The following is a 16609-nucleotide window of genomic DNA, read 5'->3' as shown; positions in this document are numbered from 1 at the left end:
TAAAGACATTCAGCTTTTTATATAAATTGCTTTTAAATTAAAACTATCGTTTCAACGTAAAATTCGCTCTAAATTCTATACGTACACCACTACTGGGCTCATCGTACTCTACTGAAAACCAATAATCACTTGTTGGCAGCGCATTACCGTTAAATGTTCCGTTCCAACCTTCTCCATCTGGACTTAGTTGCTTTAATAACTTGCCGTAACGGTCAAATATGTAAATAATAGCATTACTTCCAATACCTTCTATATTCCACGTGTCATTATTGCCATCTCCATTTGGTGTAAAATACAATGGATAATCGATAACAAAAATGGATTCTGTGGTTATACCACAACCGTTTTTGTCTCTTGCTGTGATTTCATGTTCTCCTGTAGACACAGTAGTAAATACTCCTTCATCTTGCCAAGGTCCCCCATCTAAACTGTATTCATAAATACCAAATCCAGTAGCGACAGCTTCCAAAACATGATTATCAGCAAAGGCTTGTGTCATTAGTGAAACTGTTAAGCTTGGTGGTTCACTTTCTATAACTACTGTCGAATCATCATTTTCACAACCTGTAATCAAGTTCGTTATAAATACAGCATAAGTACCACCTTCTATCGGAGCCAAACTAGATCCTGTTTCACTTAAAAATGTACCTTCAAAAGTCCATATAAAACTATAATCTGCTGTAGATAAACCTGTTTCTATTACTAAAGGTTCTAGTATTTCCGTTCCATTGGTATTCAAACAGAGTGTATAGGTGTCTTCTAAGTCAAATTCTGGTAATCGATTTACTTGTAACGTTAATTCCGCAACTTCATAACAAATTGATGTATCACTACCTGTGCCGTCTAGTGTATTATTATCTACTCTTGCATAGATGACTTGCGGGTTTGTACTATTTTCATATAGCGTTGGCAAAGAATTTACATTTAAATCCGCCTCTTCTTGTGTCGCAAAATATGTTACTATGTAATTTAGTGGATCTTGCCCATCTAAAACTTCAGCATCTCTAGTCGTTAAATCAAATTGGGCACTATCGTTGGTGGTATCACTATCAGTTTCCATATTATCATCACAAGTTTCAAAAACAATAGGATCCATATTTGGATTCGCTTGTGCGGCTTCTTGAACTTCGATATTAAAACTTTGTGTACTGATTGAACACCCTGTAATAGTATTGGTGATCGTCACAAAGATTTGTTGTGGATTACTACTATTGGTATATAAACTTACCAAACCATTCATTCCGGCTTCAGCATCTGTTAAATTATCGTGATAACTCACTACAAATTGTGATGCATCTTGACCATTTAAAACTTCTTCGTCTTTAGTCGTGAGATCAAAATTATCAAAGCCATCAGTGAATAATTCACATTGAATAAAGTCCGTTACGGCGACCACTTCTGGCAATGGATGCACTTTAATTGTAAAATCTACTATGGTATAACAGTCTGTAACATCATTGGTTACTCTAACATAAATTTCTTGTTCTGAGGTATCGATATTAGTGTATTGTGTTGGGTCTGGTATAGCGTTAGTTCCCGATTCAGCATCGTCTAAACTCTCATAGTAGCTTGCAGCAACTCCAGCTTCTCCATTGAGAATTAGAATTTCATTTTCAGTTAAATCAAATACTTCTACTCCATCACCTGTATTGAAATCGTCACACAATTCTAAGTTTGGTAATTGATCACTTGGTGTTGGTGTTGGATTAGGCATAACACGAATCGTTAAGGTTACCATATCAACACAACCTGTATCTGTGTCGGTTACAACTGCAAATAAGGTTTGTGGATTGGCTATTGCTCCCAAAACAGAAACATTAGTGTAAGCTTCGGCATTCACAGGGTCAATTTGATTTACAGCACCTGATAATGTTTCGTAGTAGTCAACAGACCAACTTGCTTCACCTCCTGTTATCTCATCATTTTTAACGGTTAGGTCAAAAACAGTAACTTCATCGGCTATTTCATCATCACATAATTCTAATGGGAGTGGTTGAATCGCTTCTGGTGGAAGCGCGACACTAATTTCAAAAGAACCCGTATCAAAACAAACATTATTATCATTCTTTAAACGCACAAAAATGGTTTGTGGATTACTAGAATTGGTAAAGCTTCCTGGTGTCGATATTGAATTATTTCCAGATAACGCATCTGCTTCATTAACGTGATAAGTTAAACTGACATCGGTTTGACTTCCTACTATTTCTGAATCTTTATTGGTTAAATCGAATTGAGCGGATCCATCTGCATCTGAATCGCAAATTACATAATCACTTAATGTAACAGGAACTTGTGGTGTTTCCAAAACACGAAGCGTTAATGTTCTTGAAATATCGTAACAACCCCTAACCGTATTGGTGGCTCTGATATAAATTGTTTGCTGGTTCATCACAATATTCGTGTATGGACTTCCAAACGCATTGCTACCAGTATTGGCGTCTTCTAGAGTTTCATGATAGGTTATCGCAACATCAAGCTCACCTCCTATGATATCAATGGTGCGTTCTTCTAAATTAAAATTTGTAAATCCATCGGTATCATCATCGCAGACTTCTAGATCGGCAGGAGCCGTTGGTGAAGGAATTGGGTTAACTCGTAACGTTAATGTCACCGTACTTGTACATCCTGTTGCGTTATTGGTTGCTTTTACAAATACAGTTTGTGGGTTTGATGTATTGGAATAAGGACTAAAAATTGGATTCGTATTAGTATCAGCATCTAATTGTGTTTCAAAAAATGTTAATCCAATTCCTGATTGTCCATTTAATATATCGGCTGCTGCATCTTCTAAAGTAAACGCTTCAATAACATCGCCAGGATTATTATCATCACAAAGCACCAATGGAGCTGCTTGAACTAATACTGGAATTGCATTAACAATCAATTCTAAAGTGGTTAACTTAAAACAACCTGTCGCATTATCTTCCACTCGAATCCAAAGCACTTGATTAAAATCATCGCTATTGGTATAGTTTGTTGTATTTGTTATAGAGTTTAATCCATCTTCGGCATCCGTTTCATTCATATAAAATGTTACGGTATACAATGTTGGGTCTGCTAAATTCTGTAGAATCTCTGCCGTTTTACTTGTTAAATCGAACTGTCCAAAGCCATCTGCAGAACTATCATCACAAATCTCTAAGGGTTCAGGTGAGGTCGCTCCCAATTGTGGAGTTGGATTAACAAAAAGTTGTAGTGTTACAATAGAATCACAATCTGTTGCTATCGTTGAACTTTCTACGCGAGCATAAACCGTTTGCGCATTTTGTACAATATTTGAGTAAAGACCTACTATTGGATTGACATTAATATCAGCATCTGCCATGGTTTCATGGTAACTCACTGTTAAGGTTGCATCCCCTCCTGTAATCTCATTGTCTTTTGTTGTTAAATCAAAAAGTCCAAAACCATCACTATCGGGATCACAATAGTCTAAAGCAGTAGGGCTGTTTGCTACAGGAGCTTGTTCTACAACTAATTCTAGTGTCGTAAAATTGTAACAACCAGTATCTATATTTTCAACACGAACTATTATAATTTGTCCGTTACTTGTATTTGTGTATAACGTTGGTAAACTATTGGTTTCCGATTCTGCTTCAGTTAACGTCTCATAATAATTTACCGAATAATTAGGGTTACCTCCTGTGATTTCTGCAGTCTTTAAACTTAAATTAATCTGAGTTAAACCATCTGGCGTACCATCGTCACATACTTGTAAAGGTGTTGGTGCAATTGCTATTGGTAAAGGGTTAACAATTAAGGTAAGCGTCGTGATTTCAAAACAATCTGTATTAAAATTATTTTCTGCACGAATATAAATGGTTTGTGTACTACTTGTATTTGTATATAATCCGGAAATCGCATTCAATCTATCATCAGCATCGGATTGCGATATATGATAAGTTACCGTAACATCTGTAGTGCCACCTAAAAGTAACGGTGTTTGAGACTCTAAATCGAATTGTGTAAAGCCATCATTTAAAGCATCGTCACACATTTCAAAAGGTGGTAATGTATTCATCATTGGTGTATCAAACACTTCTAAGTTTAAACTTGAAATATTATAACAGTCTGTTCCATCAGTATCCACACGAACATGAATCGTTTGGTTATAAGCTGACGTATTCTGAAATACTGTTAGATCACTTATTTCTGGAGTACCCGCTTCCGCTTCAGCTTGCGATATGTAATAAGAGACTTCCACCGGTTGTGTGTTTCCTGCAATAATATCAGTTTCTGCTTGTGTTAAATCAAACGTTCCAAAACCTTGACTATTGGCATCACAACTTTGCAATGGGGCAACTGTACTTGCAATAGGCGCACCAACCACTTCTAGACTAAGTGTTGTATAATCTACACAGCCTAAGTCCGTTTCAACGCGCACATAAACCGTTTGATTTGCAGACGTGCTATCATAAGGAGAAACTAATGCGGTTAGTGGGTTTCCAGCTTCAGCTAAAACTTGAGTTTCATAATATGTTACACTTACATTAGGGTCGTTATTAGAAATCGCTGCACTTTCTAATTCTAAATCAAATTCCGCTGAATTAGGATTTACTCCATCGTTACAAACTAATAAAGGACTTGGATCTATAACTGTTGGTAATGGATTTACTACAATTGTTTCTGTGATATTCAGTACAAGTAAACAGTTCGGAGGTAATGGATTTGTTACGGATATAATTTCTACCTCAGCATCTGCAGTTAGACTTGGTAATGTTAATGTATAATTCCCTGAAGCATCTAAATCGAATGTTTGAGCTGCACTACCATCAATTGTATAAGTAATAGTTGCACTAGGATCTCCTGAAAATTCTAATTCACTATCTTCACCTTCACAAATTGGAGTATTATTAACTATTACTGGTGTTGTATTTGAAGCTACCGTTACAGTTTCAGAATCCGTTAAGCCTTGAGCGCATACTACATTTCCAGCGTCATTTAATATTTGAGCATCTTCTAAATTTAAGGTTATATCACTCGTAGGTGATTGAGTTATAATGGCAGATCCTGTAGCATCTAATAATATTGATGCAGTAGCACTTCCATCTATATTATAAAGTATCGTCGCGTTTGGTGTCCCTGTTATTGTAAATGTCACGTCTTCACCTTCACATATTGCTGTGCTTGATACTGCTAATGTAGCGGAGGGAATTGGAGTTACTATCAAATCAAAATCAACTATAGAATAGCAATCTGTTCCCGAAGATTTGACTTTAGCATAAATAGTTTGAGGATTAGATGTATTCGCATAAATCCCTGGTAATTCATTAACATCGTCAGTAGCATCTGCTAAATTTCCGTAAAAATCAATGGTATTTAAAGGATCTGAATTAATACTAGATTTTAAACCATCAAGACCAAATACAGCTATATCTGGAGTACTACTACATTGTAAAACATCATCAATTTCATTAACTATTGGTGGTGAAGGAAATGCTCCTGTTCCCTCATTCGCTGTTCCTGTCCATTCTAATTGAAAACCTCCATCACCTGCAGGTCTATCAATAACAATAAAATATGATTCTCCTACATTAACATTTAACCAATACACATATCCATTACCATTAGCTCCTGGTCCAGATTGCGTTAAAGTTGTACTACCGTTAATACCTGTATAATTATTTGTAAGTCCTGCTTCGTTAGGATTGGTAGTTGCACATCGAATAGGACTTCCTAAGCTTGAACAAATGCGGTTTGGACCATAAACCCAAAAATCGTAATCGACCATAATATCTGGATCATTAGGAATTAAATCAAAACCCAAAGTTCCTGATTGCACAATGTTAACTTCTAACCAAAGTGAATTATGCTCCTGACCACCACAAGAATTAACTTCAAAATCATTACCATACCCTGTAGCATTAGAAGAAAATGTACCATTACCACACACTGTAATAGCATTAACACAATCGTTTGGTTCTTGGGCATTTACCTGAAAAAAAATTACACCAAAAACTATTAAAAATAAATACCTATTCATTTGAATTCTTTATCATAATCACTATTAATCAGAGAATATTGTCGACCCGACTAATTAGAAAATATTTTATTAATGTGATTAACTATCGTTATTCCTTTGTGAAAATTAAGATTTGTTAACAATTATAACTAATGATTTCCTGCCTAAAATAGTTAACAGTCAGATTCATAATAATTATAGTCCGACTGTTGATTTAATTTTGCTATATATTAACAGGGTTAAAAAAGGACTAATTTCAAAATATCAACTCTATTTAATCTTTAATGATTAAAAATTCTGACCTTCTATTTTGCGCATCATCATCTTCTGTACAGTTAGATTTACATTCTATCTTTAGTGATGTCGACCCCATACCTTTGGCCGACAATCTATCTTTATTAATGCCTTTAGAAATTACATATTGCATAGTTGATTTTGCGCGTCTTTCAGATAGTTTTAAATTGTAATCAGCTTTCCCTTTTGAATCTGTATGAGATCTTACCAAGATTTTCATCTCTGGATAATCTTTCATTATAGCTACCAATTTATCCAATTCTAAAGCGCCCAGATTAGTGATATTACTTTTATTAAACTCGAAATAAATGTTTTTCAGTTTCACTTCGGTTTCTGTAATCATATGGTTTATAGGTTTTAAATCTGCATTTACAATTACATCCTCCCCTTCGGAAGCTGCAACTTTAAATGACGCTATTTCATAACCTTCTTTTGAAACCGTAATAGTATATTCGTTATCACAACTTACGTTAAAGCTTGTGGTTCCATTAGTATCAGTCTCTTGCGTCGCTATATTGTTGTTTTTAGCATCCACTAAAATAACATTGACTTTTGAAAGAATTGCATTTGTATTTTGGTCTTTTACAAGCGCTATAGTTTCAAACTGACAAATAGGAATAGCCTTGTAAATATTATCTACTCCTGACCTATTAGATGAAAAATAACCGATTTTTAAAGTGTTGTTAACACTAAAAGCAAAATCGTCTCTATTAGTGTTTATTGCGTTTCCCAAGTTAACAGATGCTTCGTTTTTATTTAAATCGAATTTAAAAATGTCTAAACCACCAAACCCTTGGCGTCCGCTTGAAGCAAAGTATAAAATATTATCTTCACTGATATACGGAAAACCCTCTTTGCCAGAGGTGTTTACTTTAGATCCTAAGTTTACTGGTTCTCCATAAGTATCTCCTGATACGCTTATTTTCCAAATATCTGAATCTCCTAACCCATTTGGCATATTAGAGGCAAAATAAAGTATTTTTCCATCACTGCTAATACTTGGATGACTTACAGTGTAGTCCGTACTATTTATAGGTAAGGCTTGGATATTGCCCCATTTCCCTTCAACCATAGTCGCTTTATAAATACCTTGCTGTGCTACTTTTAAACGTTTTCGTTTTATCTTTTTAAAATTACCCTCACTGTGACCATCTCTTGAGAAGTACATTGTTTTACCATCAGCACTTATAGTTAATGGTCCATCATGATAGATCGTATTTAATTCCTCTACTTCTTCTGGCTCCGACAAGTCACCATTTTCACTTCTAATAGACTTATAAATATCCAAATACGGTTGGTTGGTCCAGGCATCTGCTTTACCAGACGTTTTTCTTGTGCTTACAAAATAAAGCATATTGTCGTTAGATAATACCGCTCCAAAATCACTGTATTCTCCATCGTTAATGTCAACTCCTTCAACATTAAATGTTTTAGAAATATCGGCTAATTGTGGAATGTAATTAGGGTTTTCTAAATGTGTTTTAGCACGCTGATCATTAGGCGTCATTTTTGAAAATACATCCATTTGCTTATTTGCCTGATCATAGTTGCCTTCTGACTTTAAAACTTGAGCATAACGAAAATATGTTTCCGCACCCTGTGTCGTTTCCAAAGCTTTTTTATACCACTTTGAGGCTTCTTTGATGTTAAACAAGTGGTAATAACTATCTGCTAATTGCTTATAAACATATGTATCTGCACTATTGTCTTCAACGACTTTTAGATACGCATCAATAGCATCTACATATTGATAGCTTTCGTAAAGCTTATCAGCTTTTTCTGTTTGTTTACTTTGTCCGTAACTTGATGTTATAATTAAAAAAAGACTTAAAAAATTGTATATTTTTTTCATTTTAAAACGGTTATTTTGTTAGAAAAATCTTGGTGAAATGGATACTTTTTTAGAGAAATTAAGGTCGAATAACAACATGATTTCATGTGAACCAGAAGATTTTATATTTAAATCTGAGGTTGTATAATCGTAAGCATATCCGATTCTAATTTCTGGACTCACTGCAAAATTGGCCATTGCTCCAATAGAATCATCTAAACGATAGGTTGCGCCAACTTCAAATTTATCATGAAACAAAAAGTTAGCGGATAGATCTATAGAGGTTGGTGCTTCAAAAGCAGATTTCACTAAGAACGACGGTTTAAATTTTGTATTGACTGACAGATCAAACACATAACCTGCAGATAAAAAATAATGTAAGACTTCTGATCCATATTCAAATTGCTGACCATTATTAGTTACATCTAAATAGGTGCTCTTTAACATGTTAGGAACCGATAAAGACACATAGTAGTTATTGGTGTAATAAAAGGCACCTGCTCCAATGTTTAAATAGGTATTACTGGTGTTTTGACTAAAGGCTTCATCACTTGCATCTGGCACATAACCATTACCAATATCACTAAACAAACCGATATTTTGGAATGTCGCTCCTCCTTTTAATCCCAAAGCCAAGCGATGTTCTCCTCCTAAATTTAAGGTGTATGAAAAATCGGCATACACATTATTCTCTTCTACGGGGCCTATTTTATCTGAAATGACAGATAATCCCAGTCCTACATTTTTGCCTACAGGACTGTGCACCGAAAGAGTTGCTGTTTTTGGTGCATCTGTAACACCAACCCATTGCGAGCGGTACAATAAACCTATAGATAAAGCTTCGTTAGAACCAGCATAAGCTGGATTTACCACATTCATATTATACATGTACTGTGTATATTGAGGGTCTTGCTGTGCGTTGGCACTCACGAAGATCATAAGTGCAAAGGCGATTGTAAAATATACTTTTTTCATTTGGTTACATCTATTTTTTTCAATTGACAAATGGAATATCCTTAAATTATTAGTTCTTGATGTGACTATAATTTTAGACAAGGATATGTCATCTGTATTTTATATTGCTGTGTTTTCATTTATGATTAATGTGCTCTGTTGATAAATACCCATCCGGTTAATGAACTGCCATCCTCTTTATGAATCGTATAGAAATACGTGCCATCTGGTAAGTCGTCTCCGTTGTTGGTTTGTCCGTACCATTGGTTGGTATACGTACCATTAAAGTTATAAACCTCGACTCCATGACGGTTAAAGATGTTGAGTTCTTTTACTCCATAGCCTGATAAATCGAAGGTGTCATTTTTACCATTTCCATCTGGTGAGATCCCTCTTGGGATATCACGACAGGATAATCGCTCGGTGGTGTAGCTTGATGTTATTGAACAACCTCCAAAATCTACGGTTACTGAAAATTGTAAGGGTACAGTTGCATTTGGATTTTGACTCGCATAATCCGAAACATTAAACTCTTCTGAGTTTTGACCGACAACATTGCCATTTGCATCCATCCATTTATAATCAGCCTCTTCTATAAGGTAAGAGCTATTTAATGGTGAAGCAGTAAGGATATAGTCTGAATCGTTACACGCTCCTTCTACTCCAACTTCGATCGCATCTAAAATGGTGATATTAAATGTGCTCGTGCTATTTTCTATACAGCTGGAAACATCTTCTGCGATTTCATAAGTCACATTATAATTCCCTAAAGTACTTGAGGCCACATTGATTTCTCCTGTGGTTGTGTTCATAGATAAACCACTTTCTGCGCTAAAAGTTCCTCCTGTGGCAAATCCGGCGACAAGTTCTGGCAAAATAGAACTACTATCTGCACAGTAAACATCTTCAGCATAACTGAAGTTGGTTACTGGTGTGGTACTTGCTGTAATATTAATAGTTGCAGTTTCGGTTGCAGCTTCTGAACAACTAGTTTCATCAGCTTCTACCGTATAAGTTACTTCATGACTTCCTCCTGTTACCGTTGAAAAATCAATGGCACCTGTTGCAGAATCCACTGTTAATGATGTTGAACTATAGACACCACCCAATGTAAATCCTGAAGCAACAGACGGCAGTACCGAAGTCGTTTCCAATTCACAGTAAGGTGATGTTCCATAATCAAATAGTGTTACAGGGGTTGTAGCAGCGATTAAATTTAGTGTTGCCGTATACGTTCCGGCAGAAGTACATGTGGCTTCATCTCCAACGTAGGTATAGGTTATTTCATGTGGTCCTTCTGTTGCAGAGGCCATATCAATAACGCCCGTTATGGCATCTATTGTTAAAGTTGTTGATGTAAATGTCCCTCCAGTAGCAAAATCCGTACTTAAACTTGGTACTGGGTTTACCGTTGAGACCACACATGTATCTTCGTAAGTAAACGTCAATTCTGGTGTAAACGAGTCACTAACCATAACTTCGATTTCTGCTCGTGGACCTTCACAACCTTCAGCATCGACATAAGCGGCATAATATGATGTTGTATTAACTGTTGAAGTGTCTGGTGTTGGAGCTGTTGCACTTCCTGTACCTCCGGTTGCTTGTGTGAACCACATTAAACTGTATGTATCTGAAGGTGTAGCTGTCAGTTGTGATGCAACATCTCCTAGACAATATTCTACAAGACTCGTCACTTCTGGAGTGTCAGAAATGCCGTCGTAGGTGATTTCAATGTCATAAAAACAGTAACCAGCCTGCCAAGTGAATATGTAAGTTCCATTTTGTACAAAATTAATAACATCAGTTGTACTATTATTAGGGTCTACAATAGTTACTGGTCCTGGATTGTTTTCATCAGCGATCCATGTTCCTGTTCCATTTGCCATAATTGTAGCAGAGGCATCTGTACAATCAATAGTGAAAGATGTTGTTACAATTTCATTATTTGCAACGATGTGAACAGCATCTAAGACGTTACCTATGGCATTATCTTTTGATCTAAATATAAATCGAGTTATTTCTTGTCCGGCTGGCACACTATATTCACCTGTAACTACATCCCATGCTAAGGTTGCCCCAAGGTGTTCGTTTACCAATGTGTAAGGACCATCAATTGGACCAGCGAATAACTCAATTGAATTATCATCAAATCTTGCCAAATGCGCATAACTAAAATCCATTAAGCTAATTTCAGACGTATCAAAATCTCTATAAAACCCTTTGATATTTACAGTATCATTAGGATCAATAGCAACACCCTGATCTGATAATAGTTGTACACACTGTCCACCTTCGTACGGCTGAAAACCTGGTGCATTTAAAGATTCCCAATAAAAGATATCATTAGAAGAATCTAAATTAGAACGCCATCCTGGAATCGTATTCATAGAAATAATGGTAGTAACGCCACTTAAACCGGTTAGATTAGGCTCTTCAAAACCACCATTTATCGTACTTACATTACATAAATCGTCTGGTGTTTTAAGACATACACTAAATCTATAAGCGGTAGGGTTACTACTATTTAGGGTTAATCTTAATTTATAATTCTCACCTACAACTAATTCAGAAGCATACATAGTGACTAAGAGGTTATCGTATGTACACGCTAATTCTTCAAGATTACCGCCTCCATTATCTTTATATAAAGTCATTGTAAGTTCTGGATATAATGGATCTCCATTGCTATCTCTAAAGGCACCACTATAATTATTAACTTCTATAGTATGGATTAAAGATTCCGCTGTAAACTCGAACCAAACATCACCTCCATTTGTACCATCGCAACTCATAGTTTCCGCTGACACTGTAGCTCCGATAAAGGAAGCTTCAACAATAGCTTCGTTACAAATTTCATTGTCATTAATTGGAATCGAAATGGCATTAGAAATATCATCATTTCTAATAAACCCGAAAGGACCAGACCAAAAACTTTCATCATCTGTACCACAAACTGCTCTCACAAAGTACTCATATGTTGCTGCATTTGGACTACTAAAATCAGCCTCGGAGGGCGTAAACGAGTTTGTTGACACTATAGTTCCTGATTGTGGAATTGTACCATTTTGAATCGGCTGTATCGCTACTTCCCATTGTGTTTCAGAGCCACCTGCGGTCCATGAAAATACAGATTGGTCATCAATTGATAAATCCGTTGGTTGTGGACAAGTAATCGTTCCACATATTGAAGTACCGGTATAAACCGTGGTCCTTAAAGCAATACCTTCTGGACTAGAATACACTAATACTCCATCACTATCTAACACATCAAACTGATAACTAGAGTATTGATCTTGATTACTTCCTATGGTATCAAAATATGCTGAAAACTCTGCACCGGAACATAAAAACACCGAAAATGATTCTGCCGTATTACCTTCAAATGGTAATGATTGTACGACTTGATTATTTTGAGTAATGTCTAAGGTTGCAGACACATCTGTTTCACTGGTCAATAAAAATGTATATTGACATAAGTTTTCGAAACTACATTTGGTAGTAACTACTATTGGACCTGTCCATTCACCATCATTGCCGTCACAAACTGCTCTTACATAGACATCATACATTGTTGAAGCCTCTAACCCGGTTACGGTAAAAGGATTTGTAGTGGCATTATACAAATACTCAGGATCTGTATCTCCAACTGGCGCTGAAGTTCCGGTTGGTTGCACTGATATTTCCCATGCGGTTTCAGAACCATTAGCTTCCCAATGGACCTGCACTTGAGTATCCGTAATATTATCAATAAATACATTAGTTGGTTCGGCACACTCTGGTACGTCTTCAATATTTATATTATCTATTGCTAATGTTTGTCCTCTGTATGTATTTGTACTTGCAAAAAATGGCACATGAAATGCAATGTTAATATCTCCCGAAATACCTGCAGGGAAATTAACAATCTTCACCTTATATTCAACATTGTTTATGAGGACAGGATCCGCATCAGAATCGTAAAGTACGGTTGTAAATTGATCTAAAGCCGCACCATTAGTTGAAAGAAGCACGTCTAAATCTTCAGTAAAGAAACTATCATTTACTCTATAATAGTATCGTAGTCGTTGATTTTCTGTAATTGTAATGGTTGGTGAAATAAGATAATCGTCATTTAGACCATTTGTACCTGTGAACATTACAGCAGCTTGGTCTCCTTCATAGGTAAAGCCTGTCGTATTTAATTCCCATGTCTCGTTATCATTATTATTATTTACAACTCTCCAACAACTTTCAGATTCCGAATCAGAATTAAAGGTTTCAACAAATGGAGATGTGAAAGGGTTACATAGCGTTGTAAAGATCACTGGCCCCACCCATTCACTGGTACCATCACCACAATCGGCCATGACATAAAATTCGTAAGTTGTGTCCGCAGATAAATTGTCTGCTGTATAACTTGCTGTAGTTACTGCCACTCCAGAATCCGTTGGAACACCCGAGCCTTGTGTTTGTACAACAATATTCCAATCGGCTTCGTCATATCCAGCAGTCCATGATAAATCTGCACTTGTAGTATACAATCCATCAACCAATAAATCTGTAGGATTTGGACAAGATGGAGCATCAGTAATACTTACGTCATCTATACTTAGAATAGAAGCAGCACCTGTAAATTCTGGTGGCACTCTAAACGCAATATAAACAGTACCTGTACCTTCTATAACAACAGAGTTTTCAATATAATTAGGATTTGTAAAAACTTCTAAAGGTAAAATTTCAGTAAAACTTGTTGGATTAGCATTGGTTGTTGACATGAGTACCTGAAGCCCAAATCGTGGAGACCCAGTAAAGAATGAAAATTCAGATCTATACTTATATTTTAAAAGTTTTGGTGTTCCGTCTAAAACAATGGCAGGTGAAATTAAATAATCATCATAATCCGTTGCTGCATTGATGTAAGCATCTGTTTCGTCAATTATCCAAGAACCATTGTCTGTATTCCAACAAAACTTTTGGGTTTCTGAATCGTCATCATTGAAACTTTCAACGAATGGAGTATCATAAGATTCACATAAGGTTGTGAACGCTACAGGTCCTACCCACCGACTTTGATCATCCTCTCCACAATACGCTCTTACGTAAAACTCGTATCGTTTTCCTGAATCTAAGTCCGTTGCAATATAAGGTAAATTACTATCTACCAATATGCCACTTGTTGTTGGCACTCCAGAACCTAAATCTTGTATCGCTACTTCCCACTGCGTCTCTCCATCGCCAGCTGACCAAAATAACCAAGCTGAATTGGTGGTTATTTGTGATGGTAACACAAATGGATTCAAAGGATCTGGACAGGTCGGTTTATCTTCGATATATACATCATCGATAGACAGCCTTAAAGCCGTTTCTGATGTATTAGGCTCAATAACAAATGCAATATTTACATTACCTGTAATACCGTCAGGAATATCAACGATATTTTCAATAAATCCTGTATTGTTTATAGAGGTTTCAGGTAAAACTACTGTAGTAAAGTCATCCACTCCAACACCCGTTGAGGATAATTTTATAGTATACGTTGAAGTGCCTTGAGTCGTTCTATGCTTATAACGTATTCTTTTTTGAACTTCATCGAAATTAATTTGAGGAGAGACATAATAGTCATTACTTATTCCATTGACATTATTCACCCTTGTTTGTAAAGTTGCATAACCACCAATAAAAGCCCATTGAGTACCATCGTTGTTGTCATCAATAGTTGTCCAACAAGGCTCTGGAGTTGCATTTGTAGCGGAAGCAAAATCGGTAAAATATGGAGTATCAAATACAGTACATTGCGTTGTAAAAGTTATTGGAGTGCTCCACACACCAGGTGTACCACTACAAACAGATCTTACATAAAAATCGTAAGTAGTTGCTGGTGTTAATCCTGAATTAATAAGGTTATCTGTATTTGATACTGTAGGCGTACCTGAACCAGTTGGCTCACCTGCACCTGTTGACGCAACTGCGTATTCCCAAGAATCTGCAAATCCGCCAATATTACTCCATGAAAAGTTAACACTATCTTCGGTTAGACTATTGTACGCAATATCTCCTGGAGGTGCACATGTAGGCGCCGATATTTCAAGTTCAAAACAAATACCTGCAGAAGCAGTTAACTCTGATGACACCACGATTATATACGTTTGTCCTGCTTGTACATATAGATTAGATATGGTTTTAGGGTCGAATGCACTAGTTGTTATAACACCTGCAGTACAATTTACACCAACATCTGCACAACTATCATACACAAATAATGAACTTCTGGCATTAAAACAATTATTACCATTTGCTCCTCCGTCAGTTCCTGTTTCTTGTGTTAAGCTTAATAAACCATCTTGAGTTGGTGTATAAGATAAGAATATCTTATTCCCATTTAAATAATTCGTTGTTGTGGAACCTGCAATACAATTCGTTCCTTGAGTTGAATAGGTTACCTCTGGATTGCTCCAATTATCTAAATTATCTATTAACACATAAGGGGTTGTGGAAATATCACCTATTTCAATTGGTGCCTCACAAGACAAACCAAATTTTAATGTTTTAAACGTATAAGGTCCTGTAAAAGCACTTTGTGTATCATTATCACATACGGCAGATAAATAAATATCAAATTCTGTATCTTCATCTAAGTTTGTTAAGCTATACGATGTTCCTGTTACTGGAATACCACTATCTGCAGGAACTCCACCAACAGGTAAAATTTGAATTTCAAAATTTGAAGCTGTAGGATGTGACCATGAGACTTCTGCACCATCAACTGTAATATCACTAATGGTAACATCTGCATCCTCAATTTCTGCACAACCTTCTAAAATAGAAACGCTATCTACAAACCATTCATCTCCAGTAGGTGTTGCTCCATTTTGAGTATTTACAGCTACAAATGCTATATAAATATTTAATCCTGCTGGAATTGAAGTAGGAATCTCTATGACCTTTTTTTCATAATTGGTTTGAGCTCCAACATTTAGATTCGCTTCCGTATACGATTGAATTGTAATGTTAAACCCATTGACGTCTGGTTGGGCTGCCGTAGAAAGCCTTATTTCATATTGTGCACCATTATCAGCTTCACTACCTTGTTTGGTGTAAAATTGAATTTCACCATTTTCTGGAACGGTAATTTGAGGTGTTACTAAAAGATACTGAGCCGTATTTTGATCACCGATGTTTTCTGCACTTGGATTTATAGAAGCTCCGTTTGTACTTAAATACCCGTCTGTTGTTGAAGACCAATCTAGCGTACCTACTCCATTATTAATTATGGTCCATTCTCCAGTGTTAGTTGGAATACCACTATCGAAATTTTCTGATAATTGAGCAAAACTAATGCTCGAACAAAGCCATATGAAAATGAGTGTTAAGATCCACCCTGATTTGGTTTTCTTAAAACTTTGATTCTGATTCTTGAGATGATTAGAAAGAAAGTGATGATTCATTACTTCGGGCTGTAACTCAGTTTTCATGCTATAATATTTTCTGGTTGAATTTCTATAAATATATAACTAGAATTAGTGTATATGAAGACTATACATTTGATAATTACGGAAATTCGAAAGCTCAAAACCGACTTTAAAATATTT

The 16609-nt window shown here is 36.0% G+C and carries 4 protein-coding genes; all 4 read right to left on the bottom strand.

All coding sequences use genetic code 11. The annotated features are described in order from the left end of the window. Positions 1-43: 43 nt before the first annotated feature. The gene (locus tag HM986_RS08390; protein ID WP_179334633.1) at positions 44-5983 is read right to left on the bottom strand and encodes a T9SS type B sorting domain-containing protein; all 5940 of its coding nucleotides are present in this window, start codon (positions 5981-5983) and stop codon (positions 44-46) included. Between the two features lie 253 nt (positions 5984-6236). Beyond that, positions 6237-8108, bottom strand: a complete 1872-nt coding sequence (locus tag HM986_RS08385; protein ID WP_179334632.1) for an OmpA family protein — start codon at positions 8106-8108, stop codon at positions 6237-6239. Between the two features lie 18 nt (positions 8109-8126). Further along, positions 8127-9062, bottom strand: coding sequence for a PorP/SprF family type IX secretion system membrane protein (locus HM986_RS08380; RefSeq protein WP_179334631.1), 936 nt, complete (start codon positions 9060-9062; stop codon positions 8127-8129). 125 nt (positions 9063-9187) lie between these two features. Then, positions 9188-16492 (bottom strand): choice-of-anchor J domain-containing protein, encoded by a 7305-nt coding sequence (locus tag HM986_RS08375; protein WP_179334630.1) that lies wholly within the window; start codon positions 16490-16492, stop codon positions 9188-9190. Between the last annotated feature and the right edge of the window lie 117 nt (positions 16493-16609).

Origin of the sequence: Winogradskyella costae (assembly GCF_013403865.1) — a bacterium.
Lineage (GTDB): Bacteria > Bacteroidota > Bacteroidia > Flavobacteriales > Flavobacteriaceae > Winogradskyella > Winogradskyella costae.
The sequence above is the reverse complement of the archived record's forward strand: the minus strand, read 5'-3'. Positions and strand labels throughout refer to the sequence as shown.

What these genes read in the sequence shown, in the direction of transcription:
- HM986_RS08390 (WP_179334633.1), bottom strand. Translation starts at nt 5,983, where the DNA reads ATGAATAGGTATTTATTTTTAATAGTTTTTGGTGTAATTTTTTTTCAG.
- HM986_RS08385 (WP_179334632.1), bottom strand. Translation starts at nt 8,108, where the DNA reads ATGAAAAAAATATACAATTTTTTAAGTCTTTTTTTAATTATAACATCA.
- HM986_RS08380 (WP_179334631.1), bottom strand. Translation starts at nt 9,062, where the DNA reads ATGAAAAAAGTATATTTTACAATCGCCTTTGCACTTATGATCTTCGTG.
- HM986_RS08375 (WP_179334630.1), bottom strand. Translation starts at nt 16,492, where the DNA reads ATGAAAACTGAGTTACAGCCCGAAGTAATGAATCATCACTTTCTTTCT.